The organism is Sulfurovum sp. NBC37-1 (genome assembly GCF_000010345.1).
GTDB lineage: Bacteria > Campylobacterota > Campylobacteria > Campylobacterales > Sulfurovaceae > Sulfurovum.
In genome coordinates, this window is the sequence record NC_009663.1 from 1,941,896 (window position 1) to 1,958,811 (window position 16,916).

Below are 16,916 nucleotides of genomic sequence, written 5' to 3' on the forward strand. Positions count from 1 at the left end.
CTTTGTTCATACTTTTGGTATATTTTCATCTTGCTCAACGATCTGCATTACATCCTCATATTCGAGTGGACCGAATTCTTTGTAGTAGTATTCTATCGAAATATAGTCTTGTATCTTATAAGGGCAGAAAACACCGTCACAGACAGAAAGCAGGTTCTGATAGACAGCTACATCCAGGATTGGCGTAGCTATGTAGATATTCTTCGCTTCTTCCCCGATAACGGATTTGAGTGCCACCATCATCGTAAGTCCCGTCTCTATACATTCATCGGCAAGTACGACATATTTTCCTTTTAACGAAGCAAGCTCTTTACCTTTTCTGTATTTGTAAATATAGGAGAGCACCTTTTCCTCATACTTTCTCTGCGCCTCGGCATAGACATAATCCTCATTGATGCCAAAAGAATCTATCAGTGCTTTATGCATCACCAGGTCTTCTGTTTCCGAGATCATCGCGATAGCCAATTCATGATTGTTCGGTGCCATAATAGGTTCGGTCAGAAGGATATCCATCTGGGCATCGACCGCTTTGGCAATCTGGTCGGCAAAATAAACTCCACCTTCACTCACACCGATCACAACGGTCTCATTGTTACGCAGCAGCTCAAGTGGAAGCGTTTCTATGAGCTTGTCTGCGGCATCTTTTCTATTCTCAAAATAGATCTCAGGGCTTGAACTGTTCTGCATGTTGTGCTCCGGGGAATTGTTTACTGATCTCATTCTCATCAAAAGTATAACGAAACTCTTCTATATACTTCATCAACAATCTGTACGCATAGTTGATCTCCTCCATTTTTCGGGGATCTCCACCAATGTCTGGATGATGTTTTTTGGCGATATACCGGTACTGCCGTTTGATATCTGCTTTGGTGACCAGTTTGGGAAGATCAAGTACTTCCAAAGCATGTTCGATCTCTTCCGTTGGTGATTGCATTATTGGAAACTCCCTGACCCGATACTGACGAAAGGTGTAAAATCAAACTGTATATAAAAACTGTTCTCTGTGGTTGCTTCGCCTTCCGGTCTTGGAGTGATATCCTGTCTCAGTGCGGCACTCACACCCCAACAGTCCTGTTTGTATTGTCCGCCAAAGAGCCATTGTTTACTCTCGGAAGTATCTATATTGTAGGTCAATCCGCCATTCAAACGTAGGTGATCGCTCCATCGGTATCCGAAATTGAGATTAATATCGTTGGCCGATACGTCGATCAGCGTATCGGAAAGCTGCTGCTTGAAGGTATGGCTCAATGAAAAGTTGTAGCTGCTCTCGTTGAGTGAAACACGGGTGGATGATTCCCGTATCTCATTGAACTCCCACGCATAGGTAATATCACTGTAGAACTGCCATTTTCCCCAGTTATACTGCATCTCATTGCTAAGATCGGCGTATTTGTATGGTCTGGCTGCATAATAACGTTGGGAGATCCTCTGGTAAAATTTCAACTTCATATCGTTATCATAAAAATACTGACTGAGCGCAAGGGCATAATATTCCTCTTTTGGCGTAACGACGAACAGCTCTTTCTGTCTAGGGTCCAAGGTTTCAAAGTCGACCGGCTTTTGGGATTCTGATCCGGGGAGAAGATATTCGATGGACGGCTGTAAAACATGAACAAAACTGTCATACTTCTTCGTCAGGTCAGAAAATATCTTGGCATTGTGGTAATTACTGTAAAACTGAAAATCATTATAGCTGTAGTTATCATTGCCAAAAAACGATTTATTATAATAGAATGTCTCTCCCAGAGAGAGATTGACGAAATCATCCAGAAAAGCGGTTGTGAATTCAAAAGGGACTCTCATTTCAGCCTGTTTCATGGTCGAACCTTCAATCCGGTCAAAATTTTTCAGCTGAAAATCTACAGAATAGGTCAGGTTGTTCCAGATCAGACTGTCAAGATATTTGTGCAGCTGAATTGCCGGAAGCTGCTGAATGGTCTTGTCATTGTTCTCAAGTCTGGTATCGATGAAGTATTTTGCATTAAGCCCAAAATAGTAGTCATCGTTGGCCAGAAAATAATTGAGCCGTGATTCCTGGATTGGAACCTGTCCAAAATCACCAAAACCGCTCTGCTGAAGGTTCAGATATTCCACATCGTTCAGATAGATCGCATTGAGATAGAGTTCATCTTTGAATCCGCCGGGCAGGAGACCACTGATCAGTCTGGTCGAATCATATTTGATTTCCGCACCGTAATGTTCACGCTCTTTGGTATTTTTTCTCTGCTGATAGGCTTCACTGTCCTGGAAATACCCTACCCTCATCTGGCCGGAGGAGTGATCCGTATCCACGAATCGGAACGTACCATACATACCGAGACTCCTTTCGGTACGAACCTGGGGATTGAGTTCAAGGTCCATACTGTCCGAGATCGCCCAGTAGATCGGCTGTTCGTAAATGAACCCTTCACTTTCCCTGTAGCCCACAAAAGGAAAAAGTAGCCCCGATTTACGTTGTCTGTCGGTTGAAAAAGCCATATAGGGGGTATAGAGGATCGGTACATCTTTAAAATACATTTTGGCATCATAGGCTTTCATATATTTGTCTTCACTGTCATAGACTGCACGGGAAGCGACCATCTTCCACGTAGGGTCCGTCACTTCACAACTGGAAAGCACTGTCTGTCCAAAGGTATAGTTTCCCTCTTTTTTGTTCGCTTTCTGGGTAAAGAGCCATACATCGTTCTTACTGATAAAAAAAAGTTCTTCGAATGTGACCTCTTTTGTATCGGTATGGATCTCAAGATGTGCCATATGCTCTTTAGTCCCCTGATATCCGATCATCTCTATATTGCCATCAAGTACCAACAGGTACGTCTCTTTGTTGTAAAGTGCCCTGTCCGACCGTATAACAGACCCCTGATAGTAGACTACTGTGCCATCCGTAGCCATGACAGTTGTTTTGGTAGAGTTTAAATGCTTTGCGGTGATCTCGATCTTGTTATGAACAGGGTCATTCGATGTTCCTTCTGCCAGGAGTATTGACATCAATGCCAATAGAACAGAAAGGAGTCTTTTAAGCATCGATCACCACGATGTTCGAAAGTTTATCGTGCAGGGTCTGGTGCAGCGGGGAAAAAAAAGCGAAAAGAAAGCCGATATAAAAGATCATTTCGGAGATCAGACGTACCGATGCACGCCAGAGCGCCTGTACCAATGTAGGGGTTTCGCCACTGACCATATCGACAGCTTTGATCTTCATGACATACTTACCCACTGTCATACCACTCTGCCATATCAATACACCATGATAAAGTACTTTGATCGCAAGTACAATGACAATGTTGTCCATAATGAATTGGTTGACAAGTACAACAGATTCCTGATTCACCTCAGTGATACCTGACATCAGAGCTGTCAGCTGTGAAGAGAAAATGATCATCAGAAAAAGATTGATCACTATATCATCTATCACAAAAGACCAGACACGTTTACTGTTAGCGGCAATAGGCAATGAGATACTGTCCATCTTTACTCTTAGAGCGCCTGGTACGCGATATCGGTACGGCACTGCTTTCCGGCGAAATGGACCTGGCCTACCAGCATATAGGCACGCTTCTGCGCCTCGGCAATGCTGTCACCCACTCCCACACATACCAGGACCCGTCCGCCTGTCGCATAAAGCTTCCCATCTTCACCGCGACTCACACCTGCATAAGAGATGTGGGCATTGCCTTCAAGGTCGGGATGATGGATATCATCCACGATGATCTCGGCAGGTTCTGAAGATTTGTAAGGGTAGTCCTTGCTTGCCATAACAACACCTACGGCATATTTGTCATAAAATTCGATCTTGGCTGATTTGAGGTCACCGACAGCCGCTTTGTAAAAGAGTTCACTGGCCGGTGACTTGAGCAATGGCATCAACTCTTCACATTCAGGATCACCGAAACGTACATTGTACTCAAGAATGATCGGCTCGCCTTTAACCACCATCACACCGATAAAAAGTACACCCGTGAACGGCATCCCCTCTTCTTCCATCCCTTTGAGCGTCGGCTTGATGACCCGCTCATCCAGTTTGGCATAGATCTCGTCATTGACCAGCGGTGTCGGTGCATAGGCTCCCATACCGCCGGTATTGGGGCCTTCATCATTGTTCAGCAGTCTTTTATGGTCCTGTGCCGCAGGCAGTACCACATAATCCTTCCCATCACAGATTGCAAAGACAGAGAGTTCATACCCGTCAAGGAACTCTTCTACCACGATGGAAGTTCCCGCTTCGCCGAAAGAGTTCCCCGAAAGCATTTCTCCTGCCGCTTTTTTCGCTTCATCACGGCTTTGTGCGATGATCACCCCTTTACCGCCACAAAGTCCATCCGCTTTAACTACGATAGGCGCTTCAAGCGTATTAATGAACTTGTATGCTTCTTCAAGCAGGTTCGTTTCAATATATCTTGCCGTAGGTACATTATGTCTTGCAAGGAAGTTCTTCATGAAGATCTTGGAACCTTCGAGCTGCGCCGCCTTTGCCGTAGGACCGAATATCGTCAGGCCTCTGGCTTGGAATACATCGACGATCCCCTCGACTAAAGGTGCTTCAGGCCCCACGATCGTCAGATTGACACCGTTGGCTTCCACAAAATCCGCCAGGGCATTGAAATCGCTGATATCAAGATTCTCACCCAGCTCATTCGTTGCACCGTTGCCAGGGGCAAAATAGATCTTCTCTACATTCTCATCTTTTTGAAGTGCCAGACCGATAGAGTATTCCCTACCTCCAGAACCTATGATCAATACATTCATGATTTTCTCCGAAAATTTAAAAGTTACAGTATATTCAAGCAAGGGTTTTTTTAGTAGTGATGATAATTGTGCGTAGAGGATTTTCAAAAAGGTTTGAAGGCGAACTCCCCGTTCGTCGATAACCTTTTTGGAAGTCCTATGCGTGCAAGAATCATCGCTAATAAAGGGCCCGAGTGGCCGTTCTGTTAAAGTCGGCCCTAAAAAAGCCAACGATGCAGGAGAGAGCGGGCCTTTAGGAGGCAATTTCTCACGGGTTACCCCGTTCGAACGAAAATGTCTACACACCGGCCCGACTACATGTCCCACTAAGAATAATGTTGGACCCCATATACAGTCATCGAACCACTCAGGTTAAATAGATTATACCCTATTTGCTGTTAGAAGTGAATGATTTTTTGTCAAAAACCCTTTTTTTAAAGTGATTTCGCTTTTTCAATACAGGAGGAGATCAGAGGTTCCTCCGCCACGACATAATTGGCATCCTCGGGCAGGTGTACTTTTGTCGCCCTCCCTATGACCACGGCAGTATAACTTTCATCCCAGTCAAAGTTTTTCATAAAACAGTGGATTGTAGAGGGAGAAGTAAAAATAATAATGGCATTTTGCACAGGTTTTTCTTTGGATGAGTAAGAGATACATCCCGTCTCATAAATGATCTGCTCCTGCAGATCGATCCCCGCTTTTTTCAGAAACGCTTTGGAATCAAAAGAAACTTCCCTGGGACGAAGGTAAAGGATCTTTCTTTGGGAAAAATGTCTGATAATATCCTGGCTGAGTGTTTCTCCGTAATAGGAATCCGGATGATATATCACCTCTCCTCCAAGGGCTTCAATCTGTTTCTTTGTTGCCGCACCAATGGCGATACAGGGGTAATTTTTCCACTTTTTATCGACATTGTCAGCCGTAACAACCGCCTGTTTGGAAGTGAACATCAGTGTATCGCAACTGTCAAAATCTATACTGTCCGCTACCGTAGAAAACTGGATCATCGGCAGAGAAATGGTATCTGTTCTGGGTGTCGGGGACAGAAGATAGATTTCTTTTTGCGCAGACATCACTGACTGACTTTTTCCAGATCGACCAAAGGTTTTCCGTGCAGCATAGCTACATTGATATCTTCATCATCATAGGGATCAAAGTGTGGCGTGATCAGCCAGCGTCTTTTATCATCGAGCTTCATGATCTTCTCTTCAACCTCATCGGCAATACGATGTGCTTCAAGCAACAGCATATTAGGACGCAGGACCATATGGAACTCCACAAAGTTTGTCGTTCCGTCCGTCCGCGTCTTGAGCCAGTGGTAACTCGTCACTTCGGGATGATTGGAAATGATCTCTCCGATCTTGGCGACCATATCTCCATCGAGCGATTTGTCAAGCAGTATTTCAATCCCTTCAACAATGATCTCATAAGCTGAATAGATGATATAGAGACCGATCCCGAGACCGAAGATTGCATCTATCTCATCCAGTCCCGTCAGAGCGACCAGCCCCAATGCTACAAGAACCGCAGCATTGCTCCAAAGGTCTGTTTTGTAATGCAGGGCATCTGCTTTGATGACAAGATTGTTCGTCTTTTCGGCAATATTGATCAGATAGCGTACCAGAAGATAGGTGACCACAATAGAGAAGAGCATTGCCATAATGGAAGGGGTCAGCAATTTTGTAGGATTTCCCTGGATCAGTTTTTCAATCGCCACATATATAATATATATTCCCGATATCGTAATGACCGTACCCTCAATAACCGAAGCGATCGCCTGTATCTTTCCTTTTCCATATTGGTAAAGATCATCCGGGTCCTCTTCTGATTTCTTGATGGCAAAAAAGTTGAACATGGAAACTGCCATATCCAAGAGCGAATCGATCGCAGAAGCGAGTACGGCAACCGAGCCGCTGGCGATCCCGATAGCGAGTTTTACAACAAGCAACAGTGTGGCAACAGATGTCGATACAACGGTTGCTCTTTTTTGTGGTGACATGAGTGTACTCAAATCAGAATCCTTTAATGGTAATATTGTTTTGATTTTAACATAAAATGGATAAATGGAGAGAGAAAGAGCCCGATGGCTCTTTCAAATTAGAGTGCTTTGGTAGCCAGACTTGCTACTCTATGCGCAAAGGCACCTTTGTCTTTTGGCTCCAGACCTTCAGAGAGTTTTGCAGAGTCTAGCAGAATCCATGAAAGGTCATTGAAAAGAGATTCATCTTCCACTTTATCGAGTTTTTTGATCATCTCATGCTCAGGATTGATCTCAAGGATTAGCGGTATCTCAGGCATCTCCTGTCCCATCTGTGCGAACATCGCTGCCATACCCGCCATCGGATCGGAAGCATCCTTGAGTACACAGGAAGGACTTTCCGTTAGACGTGTTGAGATTTTCACCTCTTTAACCTCGTCGCCCAGCACTTCTTTGATCTTATCGGTCAGAGGTTTGAATTCTTTACTGATCTCCTCTTTTTCCTCTTCGGTCTTGCTGTCAGGTGCATCGATGGTCGTAATATCTTTGAAGGTCCACTCTTTGTAAGAGCCGATCATCGGTGCAACAATACTGTCTACCTCTTCATCATCCATGATGAGTACTTCAATATTCGCCTTTTTATAGGCTTCGAGCAGCGGAGAATTTCTCAATACCTTTTCATCAGCACCCACGATATAGTAGATCTCTTTCTTCTCGGAATCCCCGCGTGAGATGTAATCATCAAGAGAGACCATTCCCTCTTCGCTCGAACTCTTGTATCTGACGATCCCAAGCAGTGTCTCTTTGTTGGTATGGTCGGTGTAGATACCCTCTTTGATCACCCTGTTGTACTGCTCGGTAAAGATTTCCATCTTTTCACTGTCCAGTTTTTTGATCGCTCCAAGGATCTTCTTTACGGAATTCTGCTTGATATTGGCAAGGATCCTGTTCTCCTGAAGCAGCTCACGCGACACATTCAGAGGAAGGTCTTCGGAGTCAATGATACCTCTGACAAATCTCAGATAAGGCGGCAGAAGCTCTTTATCATCATCGGTAATGAAAACACGCTTCACATAAAGCTTTACACCCGGCTGATAGTCTGCTCTGTAAAGATCCATCGGTGCCTTTTTTGGAATATAAAAGAGTGTCGTAAATTCATTGGCACCCTCTACTTTGTTATGCAGATAAGTCAGAGGTTCATCATCGCCATGGGAAATGGTTTTGTAGAACTCGATGTAGTCTTCCTCTTTCAGTTCCGACTTCGGAAGTGTCCAAAGTGCCGTTGCCTCATTGATCTGTTCAGATTTTTGAACCGTTTTGGTCTCTTTTTCATCCCCTTCGCCTGTCGTTTCCTCTTCCGTATAGTTCAGTATGATCGGATAAGCAATATGATTGGAGTACTTCTTGACAACTTCCTGTACTCTCCACTTGTCAAGGAACTCTTTTTCATCTTCTTTGAGTTTGATGTAAATGACCGTTCCGTGTTCATCTTTCGTGACCGGCTTGACCTCATATTCACCTGTACCGTCTGTAGAGAACATATAGGCCTGTTCCTCTCCGGCTTTCTTGGAGATGACATCCACTTTTTCAGCTACCATGAATACCGAGTAGAATCCTACTCCAAACTGTCCGATAAGATTGGAATCTTTTTTCGCATCACCCGTCAAATTTTCCATAAATGCTTTCGTACCTGATTTGGCGATGGTACCGAGGTTGTCCATCAGATCTTCTTCATTCATTCCAATACCATTGTCACCGATCGTCAGTGAATTGTCGTCTTTGTCAAGTTTGATGGAGATTTTGCCGCTCCAGTTCTCCTCTTTGAACTTTTCATCCGTCAGAGAAAGATAATTGAATTTGTCCAACGCATCGCTTGCGTTTGAAATCAATTCTCTTATAAAAATCTCTTTGTTCGAATAGAGCGAGTGGGTCATTAGCTTTAAAAGCTGTCCTATTTCTGTTTGAAACTGATGTTTTGCCATGTGTTTCTCCTAAATTGTCTTAATTTGTTGGAATTATAGTATATTTTTAAATAAATTTCAAGTTTTTTTGAAAGATACTTTAGTGAAAGTGACTAAAGTATGATCATTTATTGTGATTTATTGTACTTTTGCTATACTGTAGAAATGAAAAAACTATATTTGATAAGACATGCAAAATCGGACTGGAGCGACCTGAGCAAAAATGACTTTGACCGCGGGCTCAACAAAAGAGGCAAACGCTCCATTCCTATAATGGCCAAAGCACTGCGGGAAAAAGGAATCATACCTGACCTCATACTCTCGTCATCGGCAAAACGGGCAAAGAAAACGGCAAAAGGATTGTCAAAAGCACTGCACTATGAAGGAAAGATTTTTTTCAATGAAGGACTCTATTTCACTGAACCCGAAGAGATGATCGAAATGGTCCGAAATGTGGATGACCGTTACCAGAGTCTTTTTTTGATAGGCCACAATCCGGAGATGACGGAACTGGCCAACATATTGACAGAAGTCTATATAGACAATACCCCTACACTGGGAATCGTTGCTATCTCTTTTGATATTCAAAAATGGAATGATATTGGGAGAGGAAAAGGGAAGATGGAAGCATTCATCTTCCCCAAGATGTTCTCATGGTGAACTATTTTTTAGCTTGAACCTCACATCCTAACTGCTGCTGTTTTGCCTTGAGCTTATCTTTCCGTGCATTGGCATCTCTCAGTACCGGACGTTTTTCCGAACTGTTGGTGATATCCGGCGCAGGCAGTGCGGCAATATACTCTTCAACCTGTGATGCAGGCATTGCATTGATCTTACTTATGAATTCATCGACTTTGGCTAGATCTTTCTCTGTTTTGGCACACTCACTGACTTTATCCGTAGCGGTAAAAGGCACATCAATATATTCATTCGCACAGCCTGAGAAAATACCTGCCAATACTACAGCGGACAATGCTATCGTCAATCTTCTTTTCATCTCTTCTTCCTTTTTTTGAAAACAGTATAGCAGAAATAGAGTTAAGAGTTAAGAGTTAAGAGTTAAGAGTTAAGAGTTAAGAGTTAAGAGTTAAGAACTTTTTCATATTGTAGATTATACGTACCTTAACGGACAAAATTGTTCCTGCGTTGACTCAGTGATACAAAGTAGTTAATTTTTTCTAGTTGGTGTTAGGTTTGAGGGTTGTTGCGAAGGAGCTTACTCAAAAGTAAGTGACTAAGCCGACTCCCTCAAAGATGACGCCAAATAGGAAAAATTACTCCCATTCTATTGTGGCTGGGGGCTTGGAAGATATATCATACACCACCCTGTTGATCCCGTCGATCTCATTGATGATCCGTCTGCTGATCCCTTCAAGCACATCATGAGGGATATGCGCAAAGGTCGCGGTCATACCGTCGACCGATTCCACCATACGTACACAGACCGTGTTGTCATACGTTCTGTTGTCTCCCATAACACCTACGGACTGTACATTGAGCAGTACGGTAAATGCCTGCCAGACCTTATCGTAATAACCGGTCGATCTGAGCTCTTCCTGCATGATGGCATCCGATTCACGCAGTAGTCTGAGCGCCTCTTCATTCACCTCTCCCATGACGCGTATTGCCAGTCCGGGTCCTGGGAAAGGGTGACGGCCGATCATATGTTTGGGGAGACCGAGTTCAAGCCCAAGCTTACGTACTTCATCCTTAAATATCTCACGAAGCGGTTCGACCAGTTCAAAGGTCATCCAGTCAGGTAATCCTCCTACGTTGTGGTGGGACTTGATTGTTTTGGAAGGCCCTTTGACGGAGACCGATTCAATTACATCCGTGTAAAGCGTACCTTGTGCAAGGAAGGAGACATCGGTATGTTTACCCGCTTCCTTGTCAAAGACTTCAATGAACTTCTCGCCGATCGCTTTACGTTTCTGTTCCGGGTCGGTTACACCGGCAAGTGCTTCCATGAACTCTTTTTTTGCATCGATGGTAATAAGGGGGATGTCAAGAAGCTTGAACATATCCTGAACCTGTTCTGCTTCATCTTTACGCAACAGCCCCTGGTCGACAAATACGCAGATCAGCTGTTCTTTGGGCAGTGCCTCATGCAGCATGGCAGCCACTACGGATGAATCTACACCGCCGGAAACGCCACAGAGTACTTTCTTCTCACCGACCTGTGCTCTGATCTGTGCGATCTTTTCTTTGGCAAAAGAGCCCATGTTCCAGGTGCTTTCGCATCCGCAAATATATTTGGCAAAGTTCTTCAACATATGCGTACCCTCTACGGAGTGGTGTACCTCAGGGTGGAACTGGAAGGCATAGATATGTTTTGATTCATTGGCAATAGCTGCATAGGGAGAGTTCTCACTCGTACCCACAACTTCAAAACCTTCAGGCAGTCTCTCCGCCCTGTCACCATGACTCATCCATACGATAGAATCCTGTGCCACATCTTTAAAGATGGGGGAATTCTCATTCTCGATATGTAGTTTTGCTTTGCCGTATTCATGATGATCCGCAGCGATTACCGAACCGCCGAAGTGCTGAGTGATTAACTGCATACCGTAGCAGATACCTAGAATAGGTAAGCCAAGATCCCAGATGCCCTCATCTGGTTTGTAAGCATCTTCCGCATAGACCGAAGCCGGCCCTCCCGAGAGGATGATTCCCTGCGGCTTTCTTGCTTTGATATCCTCAATGCTTTCACGATACGGCACCACTTCCGTGTAGACACCCGATTCCCTGAGTTTTCTGGCAATGAGCTGTGTATACTGGGAACCGAAATCCAAAACTAAGATAGGTACTTGCTTCATAAATAATATCCTTCTATTTATATGAATAAATCTTCTGTTAAAAACTTATTCATAGAAAAAGTGTTCGGAGGTGAAGGCTTTAGCCTCACCTTTGAATGTGGGACTAAAGTCTCCACTTCCATTTTTACTGTATTTATCCGATATGCAGCACAATGAACTGCATATACCATACGGCTACGGAAACAATATAGCCGACCAGTACCGTCCAGGCATATTTCATATGGGCAGAGAACGTATAGATACCGTGCAGTTTTCCCATGACACCGACGCCGGCAGCAGAACCGAAGGAAATCAGTGACCCTCCTACTCCTGCCGTCAGCGTAACCAGCATCCACTGTTCCTGTACGAATTTACCCATATTCGGATCAGACTTGAGTACTGCGGACATGACCGGTACGTTATCGACAACGGCGGAGAGGAAACCGACACCTATATTGACTGCTGTCGGACCGAATTTGTCGTAAAGTGCAGTAAAGTACTCAAGGTATCCCAGGAAATGCAGTCCGCCAACCGCGGCAAGGATACCGAAGAAGAAAAGCAGCGTATCATTCTCGATCTTTGCGATCCATGAGAAGGCATTCAGCTGGGTCGGCCCGGCATTCTGGTTAATATAGTAAACATACATCTTTAAAAGAGCAAGACCAAACATCATACCCCACATCGCAGGCAAATGCAACAGCTGATGAGAGAGCACTGCAAGAACGATTGTCAGAGCAAACAGTCCGATGATCTGCTTACCGCCTTCCAGGATGACAGCTTTTTCTTCACTCGCATTGAAAGGAGGCTGTCCGTCCGGAACGAAACGGCTCAGGAGGAAAGCGGTCACATACCAGCCCAGGATTGACGCGGGGAAAAGGAAAAGGAACTCGGAGAAGGCACCTTTCCCGTCTACCCATACCATCAGTGTCGTAATATCTCCAAACGGCGACCAGGCTCCTCCGGCATTGGCTGCAACAACGATATTAATAGCACCCGGCACAAGGAAAGATCTGTTCTCCTTATCGATCGTGATCAGTACTGTAGATAGGATCAGTGCAGTCGTAAGGTTGTCCGCCACAGGGGAAATGAAAAAAGCAAGCAAACCGGTCACCCAAAAAAGCCTTTTATAGGTGTATCCTTTTGAGACCAGGTTGTATCGAAGCGCGGAGAAGACACCACGGTCGATCATCGCTTCAATATAGGTCATTGCCACCATCAGGAAGAAGAAGATACCTGCAATCTCATAGATCAGTGCCTCCACTTCTTTCTCAAGATGGTGCCCATCCAGTCCGTTCATCGCAAAATAGACACCGATCAACATAAAAATACCGGTACCCGCAAACAAGGCAGGTTTCGCTTTGTTAATATGGTATTTGTCTTCCGCTGCGATGAAATAATATCCCACTACAAAGATAATAAGTGAAAGTATCCCCACCCATGTTGTTGTCAGGTCCAAATGTTGTGCTGCTGTTCCCGCCGCCGCTGCCGCTTCTGTCATTTCTTCTCCTAAATGTAATATATTACTATACATACCTTGAAAGCTAATCTGCTTCCATATAGTGTGATCCCAGGGATTCTGTGCGTGCCAATGCCGCCTCAACGATCGCCGAAGCCGTATTGAGACGCAGCTGAAGCAGCCGCCCGATCTCATGGTTTTTCATATCATAGATCAGGTTTTTCGCTTCATGAAGCCCTTTGGTCGTCCTGATAATCCCTATATCCTCCCACATCACCTGACGCAGTCTCTGTTTATAGGACTTATCGTTTTCTTTGTGCAGAATATTACCGTAATCTTTCTCAAATTCAGGTGTTTTGATCTGCTGATGTCCCCTGTCTAGAAGATGATCAACAGCACGCTTGGCAAAGACCACTCCTTCAAGCAGAGAATTCGAGGCAAGACGGTTCGCACCATGCACACCGGTACATGCTGCTTCCCCGATGACATAGAGGCCTTCCATACCGGGAATACAGCCGTTCACATCACACTTTATCCCTCCGTTGGCATAGTGGAATGCGGGAGATATTGGTACTCTGTCCTTGGGGAAATGGTACCCCAGCGCCGCAAAGGTACGGGTAATGTTCGGAAAGCGTTGTTCGAACCACTTCTCCTCAAACATTGAGAAGTCAAGATAGGCCTGCTTACCCGTATTGCGTTTGTGTTTGAAAATGCCACGCGCTACGATATCCCGGCTGGCCAGTTCACCGCGTTCGTCATACTCAAAGAGGAAACGTTCGCCATCCTCATCGACCACATGAGCCCCTTCGCCTCTAAGCGCTTCGGTCAACAAAAGCTTTCTTGCATAAGGGGTATCGACAAAAACCGTCGGGTGGAACTGCATGAATTCCATATCGCTCAGTTCGATCCCTTTTTCAACGCAGATACCGTGAATATCGGCTGAGACGGTCCTTGAGTTGGTATTGTAGGCATAGAGTGACCCGACACCGCCTGAGGCGATGATCACATCATCCGCGTAAATGGTCGTGGGTTCATAATTGACCGTCGCTTTGACACCGTAACATCTGCCGTTCTCAATGAGCAGATCGTACACCAGTGTATTTTTCTGTAACTGGTGTCTGTTCTGCACCATCATAAAGTAATGCATATAGCGTCCCGTGGCATCCCCTCCGGCATGAATGATACGCGGAACCGAATGGGCTGCCTCTTTGGTGTAGAGGATATGCCCATCCTCCGCACGGTCGAATTCCATACCTTTTGCAATGATGTCAGGTGTGGTCTCCAGAGAAGTTCTGGAAAGGATTTCAACGGCTTCTTTCACATTGTGGTAGGCACCGGCAGCCATGGTGTCTGAAACATGCAGCGGTACATCTTCCTCATTCAGGGCCGTAGCCATCCCTCCCTGGGCATAAAAGGTATTACACTCCCAGGGAATATCCTTACAGACTACCAGTACTTTTTTACTTTTAGGCAGCTGCATGGCTGCATACAGGCCCGCAATTCCCGCACCGATGATCAATACATCATACTTTTGCACATCATTCCTTCATTATGAATTATTTGCCCGAATGCGATGCATTCGTATCGGCTACATAGACCGGATTGGTCTTGTACCCACATCCTGACAATACGATACAGCAAAGTGATGCTATAATAATTGCATGAAAAAAGTCTCTGCGATTCTCTCTCATCTTACCAACCAACCTCAGTTCAGATCTTTGAAGCAGCATGCCTGTTACAAAAAGTTCATCTCTCTGCTTGGTGCAAAATGGCAGAAGGCCATCGCCTTTGTCTATATACAGAACGATACACTTTTTGTCGCCGTGACACATCCCGGCTTCAAAATGGAACTCAATTATAATAAAGATATATTAAAGGGCGTATTAACCCAGCTCGCAAGTCATGACAAAAGCTGTGAAATGCTCCAGCAGGCAGGAAAGATCGTCATTTTTCACAGCAAGTACCGTTCTGCCATGACCGAGGAGACGGACAATGCAACCGTTCCCTACTATAATGAACTCGCCTCAGCCGATTTCATTATTGAAAGTCAGGATGAAGAACTCAAAGAAAAATTCGAAACGATCAAGAAACGGATCAAAACACAGAGGGAAGCAGAGCAGTCATGATATCCACGGTTAGATCACTGCCGAATTCCCCCGGTGTCTATCAGTATTTTGACGACAAGGATAAGCTGCTCTATGTCGGAAAAGCCAAAAGCCTCAAGAACCGCATTAAGAGCTACTGGCGTTTTACACCGACATTCATTCCAAACCCCGGCCAGAGTCCCCGCATCATCAAAATGCTGCATGAAGCCGTACGCCTTGATTATATCATCGTAGAAAGTGAAGAGGATGCCCTGATCCTGGAGAATTCTCTGATCAAACAGCTCAAACCCAAATACAACATCCTGCTTCGCGACGACAAAACCTATCCCTACATCTATATTGACGAATCAGAGGCCTATCCCCGTTTTGAAATCACCCGAAAAGTGGTCAAAGGCAAAGACATCACCTACTACGGTCCCTTCCCAAGCGGTGGCAGAGCCCTGCTCGACGCCCTCTACGAAGTCTTTCCGCTTGTACAGAAAAAATCCTGCCTTCGGGAGGGGAAAGCCTGCCTCTTCTACCAGATCAAAAAGTGCCTGGCTCCCTGTGAAGGCAAAGTCTCGAAGGATGCCTATGCCGAGATCGTTAAAGAAGCAAAACAGGCGATCACCAAACGCAGTATACTTACTAAAACACTGCAGGAGAAGATGCAAAAACTTGCCGTACAGGAGCGCTTTGAAGAAGCTGCCGCCCTGCGCGACAGTATAGAAGCAATCTCTTCCCTGCACATCTCCTCGAATATCGATCTTGCCAATCAGATGGATCTGGATATCTTTGCCATCCTCAACGGTGACGAACGTGGGGTCATTGTCAAGCTCTTCATGCGCAACGGAAAGATCATCTCGAGTGCCTACAGCTACTTCAGGCATACGCATATTTTTGACTGCAACGAGGCATACAGACAGGCACTGCTGGAATTTTACACCATCGACACTCCCTATGTCAGCAAAGAGATACTTACCGCACACCACTTTGAAGATGCCCTCCAGGTCGCCCGGACGCTCAGCAGCCGTTTTGAAAAAAAGATCAGTATTGAAACACCGCAGAGAGGTCCCAAGGCAAAACTGGCAAAACTGGCCCTCCAGAACTGTAAGGAACTCTTGAAGAAAAAAGACAATGACACGATCATGGAACAAAAGATAGCCGATCTGCTGGAACTCTCAACCATCCCATACCGCGTTGAGAGCTTTGACAATTCCCATATGATGGGTGCCGCTACGGTAGGAGGAATGGTTGTATGGGATGAAGGAAAATGGGACAAACACTCCTACAGGCGCTACGAACTGCATGCACGGGATGAATATGGCCAGATGAAAGAGATGCTCACTCGGCGCATAGCCGACTTCAAGACACAGCCTGCTCCGGATCTATGGATACTCGACGGGGGACAGGCCAACCTCAATCTTGCACTCTCCCTCCTCAAAGACGCACAGATAAACCTGGATGTCATCGCCATCGCCAAAGAAAAACTCGATGCCAAGGCCCATCGTGCCAAAGGGGCAGCCAAAGACATTCTTTACACGGCAGCCAGAATTATCGAACTCAAACCCAACGACAAACGCCTGCACTGGATCCAGCGACAGCGTGACGAGGCACACCGCTATGCCATTGCCTACCACCAGAACAAAAAGCGCAAAGAAGATACACAGGTCTCACTTCTAAACAAAAAAGGGATCGGCAAGGCAACCGTGAAGAAACTCATAGATTATTTCGGTACATTCGACGCGATTGAAAGTGCCACTGCGGAAGAGATAGAGAAAGTTACAAATAAGAAAATTTCCCATATTATCAAAAATAATAATAGTGAAATGTGACCCATTTAATATTTTTTACTAAAAAAACCTTCTTTTCATGACATTTTCAGATTAAATGTTATAAAGTCTTGTTATGGAT

At 45.1% G+C, this 16,916-nt stretch carries 15 protein-coding genes; 3 read left to right on the forward strand and 12 right to left on the reverse strand.

Features of this window, described 5'->3' with window-relative positions; translation table 11 throughout:
* Positions 1-6: 6 nt before the first annotated feature.
* From SUN_RS09775 to htpG, 8 genes are all read right to left on the reverse strand, one after another.
* Positions 7-687 (reverse strand): phosphoribosyltransferase, encoded by a 681-nt coding sequence (locus tag SUN_RS09775; RefSeq protein WP_012083647.1) that lies wholly within the window; start codon positions 685-687, stop codon positions 7-9.
* Positions 665-934, reverse strand: coding sequence for a DnaJ domain-containing protein (locus SUN_RS09780; RefSeq protein WP_012083648.1), 270 nt, complete (start codon positions 932-934; stop codon positions 665-667). The genes SUN_RS09775 and SUN_RS09780 overlap by 23 nt, the downstream gene beginning before the upstream one ends.
* On the reverse strand, positions 934-3,024 hold the full coding sequence (locus SUN_RS09785; protein WP_012083650.1) for an LPS-assembly protein LptD: 2,091 nt from the start codon (positions 3,022-3,024) through the stop codon (positions 934-936). Before SUN_RS09785 ends, SUN_RS09780 begins: the two co-directional genes overlap by 1 nt.
* A complete protein-coding gene (locus tag SUN_RS09790) occupies positions 3,017-3,469 on the reverse strand; it encodes an RDD family protein (RefSeq protein ID WP_012083652.1) in 453 nt (150 codons plus the stop codon). Before SUN_RS09790 ends, SUN_RS09785 begins: the two co-directional genes overlap by 8 nt.
* Before the next feature lie 8 nt (positions 3,470-3,477).
* Positions 3,478-4,746: a phosphoribosylamine--glycine ligase gene (purD, locus tag SUN_RS09795; RefSeq protein ID WP_012083653.1), complete on the reverse strand. Its 1,269-nt coding sequence runs from the start codon at positions 4,744-4,746 to the stop codon at positions 3,478-3,480.
* A gap of 413 nt (positions 4,747-5,159) precedes the next feature.
* On the reverse strand, positions 5,160-5,801 hold the full coding sequence (locus SUN_RS09800) for a uroporphyrinogen-III synthase (protein ID WP_012083655.1): 642 nt from the start codon (positions 5,799-5,801) through the stop codon (positions 5,160-5,162).
* Positions 5,801-6,739 (reverse strand): cation diffusion facilitator family transporter, encoded by a 939-nt coding sequence (locus tag SUN_RS09805; protein WP_012083656.1) that lies wholly within the window; start codon positions 6,737-6,739, stop codon positions 5,801-5,803. Before SUN_RS09805 ends, SUN_RS09800 begins: the two co-directional genes overlap by 1 nt.
* Before the next feature lie 86 nt (positions 6,740-6,825).
* Positions 6,826-8,688: a molecular chaperone HtpG gene (gene htpG, locus SUN_RS09810; protein WP_012083657.1), complete on the reverse strand. Its 1,863-nt coding sequence runs from the start codon at positions 8,686-8,688 to the stop codon at positions 6,826-6,828.
* A gap of 144 nt (positions 8,689-8,832) precedes the next feature.
* Between htpG and SUN_RS09815 the strand changes: the two genes are divergently transcribed.
* On the forward strand, positions 8,833-9,327 hold the full coding sequence (locus SUN_RS09815; protein WP_012083658.1) for a SixA phosphatase family protein: 495 nt from the start codon (positions 8,833-8,835) through the stop codon (positions 9,325-9,327).
* 1 nt (position 9,328) lies between these two features.
* On the opposite strand, the gene SUN_RS09820 is transcribed toward SUN_RS09815, so the two are convergent.
* From SUN_RS09820 to nadB, 4 genes are all read right to left on the reverse strand, one after another.
* A complete protein-coding gene (locus tag SUN_RS09820) occupies positions 9,329-9,664 on the reverse strand; it encodes a hypothetical protein (protein WP_012083659.1) in 336 nt (111 codons plus the stop codon).
* 277 nt (positions 9,665-9,941) lie between these two features.
* Positions 9,942-11,483 (reverse strand): glutamine-hydrolyzing GMP synthase, encoded by a 1,542-nt coding sequence (gene guaA, locus SUN_RS09825; protein WP_012083660.1) that lies wholly within the window; start codon positions 11,481-11,483, stop codon positions 9,942-9,944.
* A gap of 133 nt (positions 11,484-11,616) precedes the next feature.
* Entirely contained in the window at positions 11,617-12,960 is a 1,344-nt protein-coding gene (gene nhaD, locus SUN_RS09830) for a sodium:proton antiporter NhaD (RefSeq protein ID WP_012083661.1), read from the reverse strand.
* 43 nt (positions 12,961-13,003) lie between these two features.
* Positions 13,004-14,455: an L-aspartate oxidase gene (gene nadB / locus SUN_RS09835; protein ID WP_012083662.1), complete on the reverse strand. Its 1,452-nt coding sequence runs from the start codon at positions 14,453-14,455 to the stop codon at positions 13,004-13,006.
* 124 nt (positions 14,456-14,579) lie between these two features.
* Between nadB and SUN_RS13155 the strand changes: the two genes are divergently transcribed.
* Both SUN_RS13155 and uvrC read left to right on the forward strand, forming a co-directional pair.
* Entirely contained in the window at positions 14,580-15,044 is a 465-nt protein-coding gene (locus tag SUN_RS13155) for a DciA family protein (protein WP_012083664.1), read from the forward strand.
* Positions 15,041-16,837, forward strand: a complete 1,797-nt coding sequence (uvrC, locus tag SUN_RS09845; RefSeq protein ID WP_012083665.1) for an excinuclease ABC subunit UvrC — start codon at positions 15,041-15,043, stop codon at positions 16,835-16,837. Before SUN_RS13155 ends, uvrC begins: the two co-directional genes overlap by 4 nt.
* Positions 16,838-16,916: the final 79 nt, after the last annotated feature.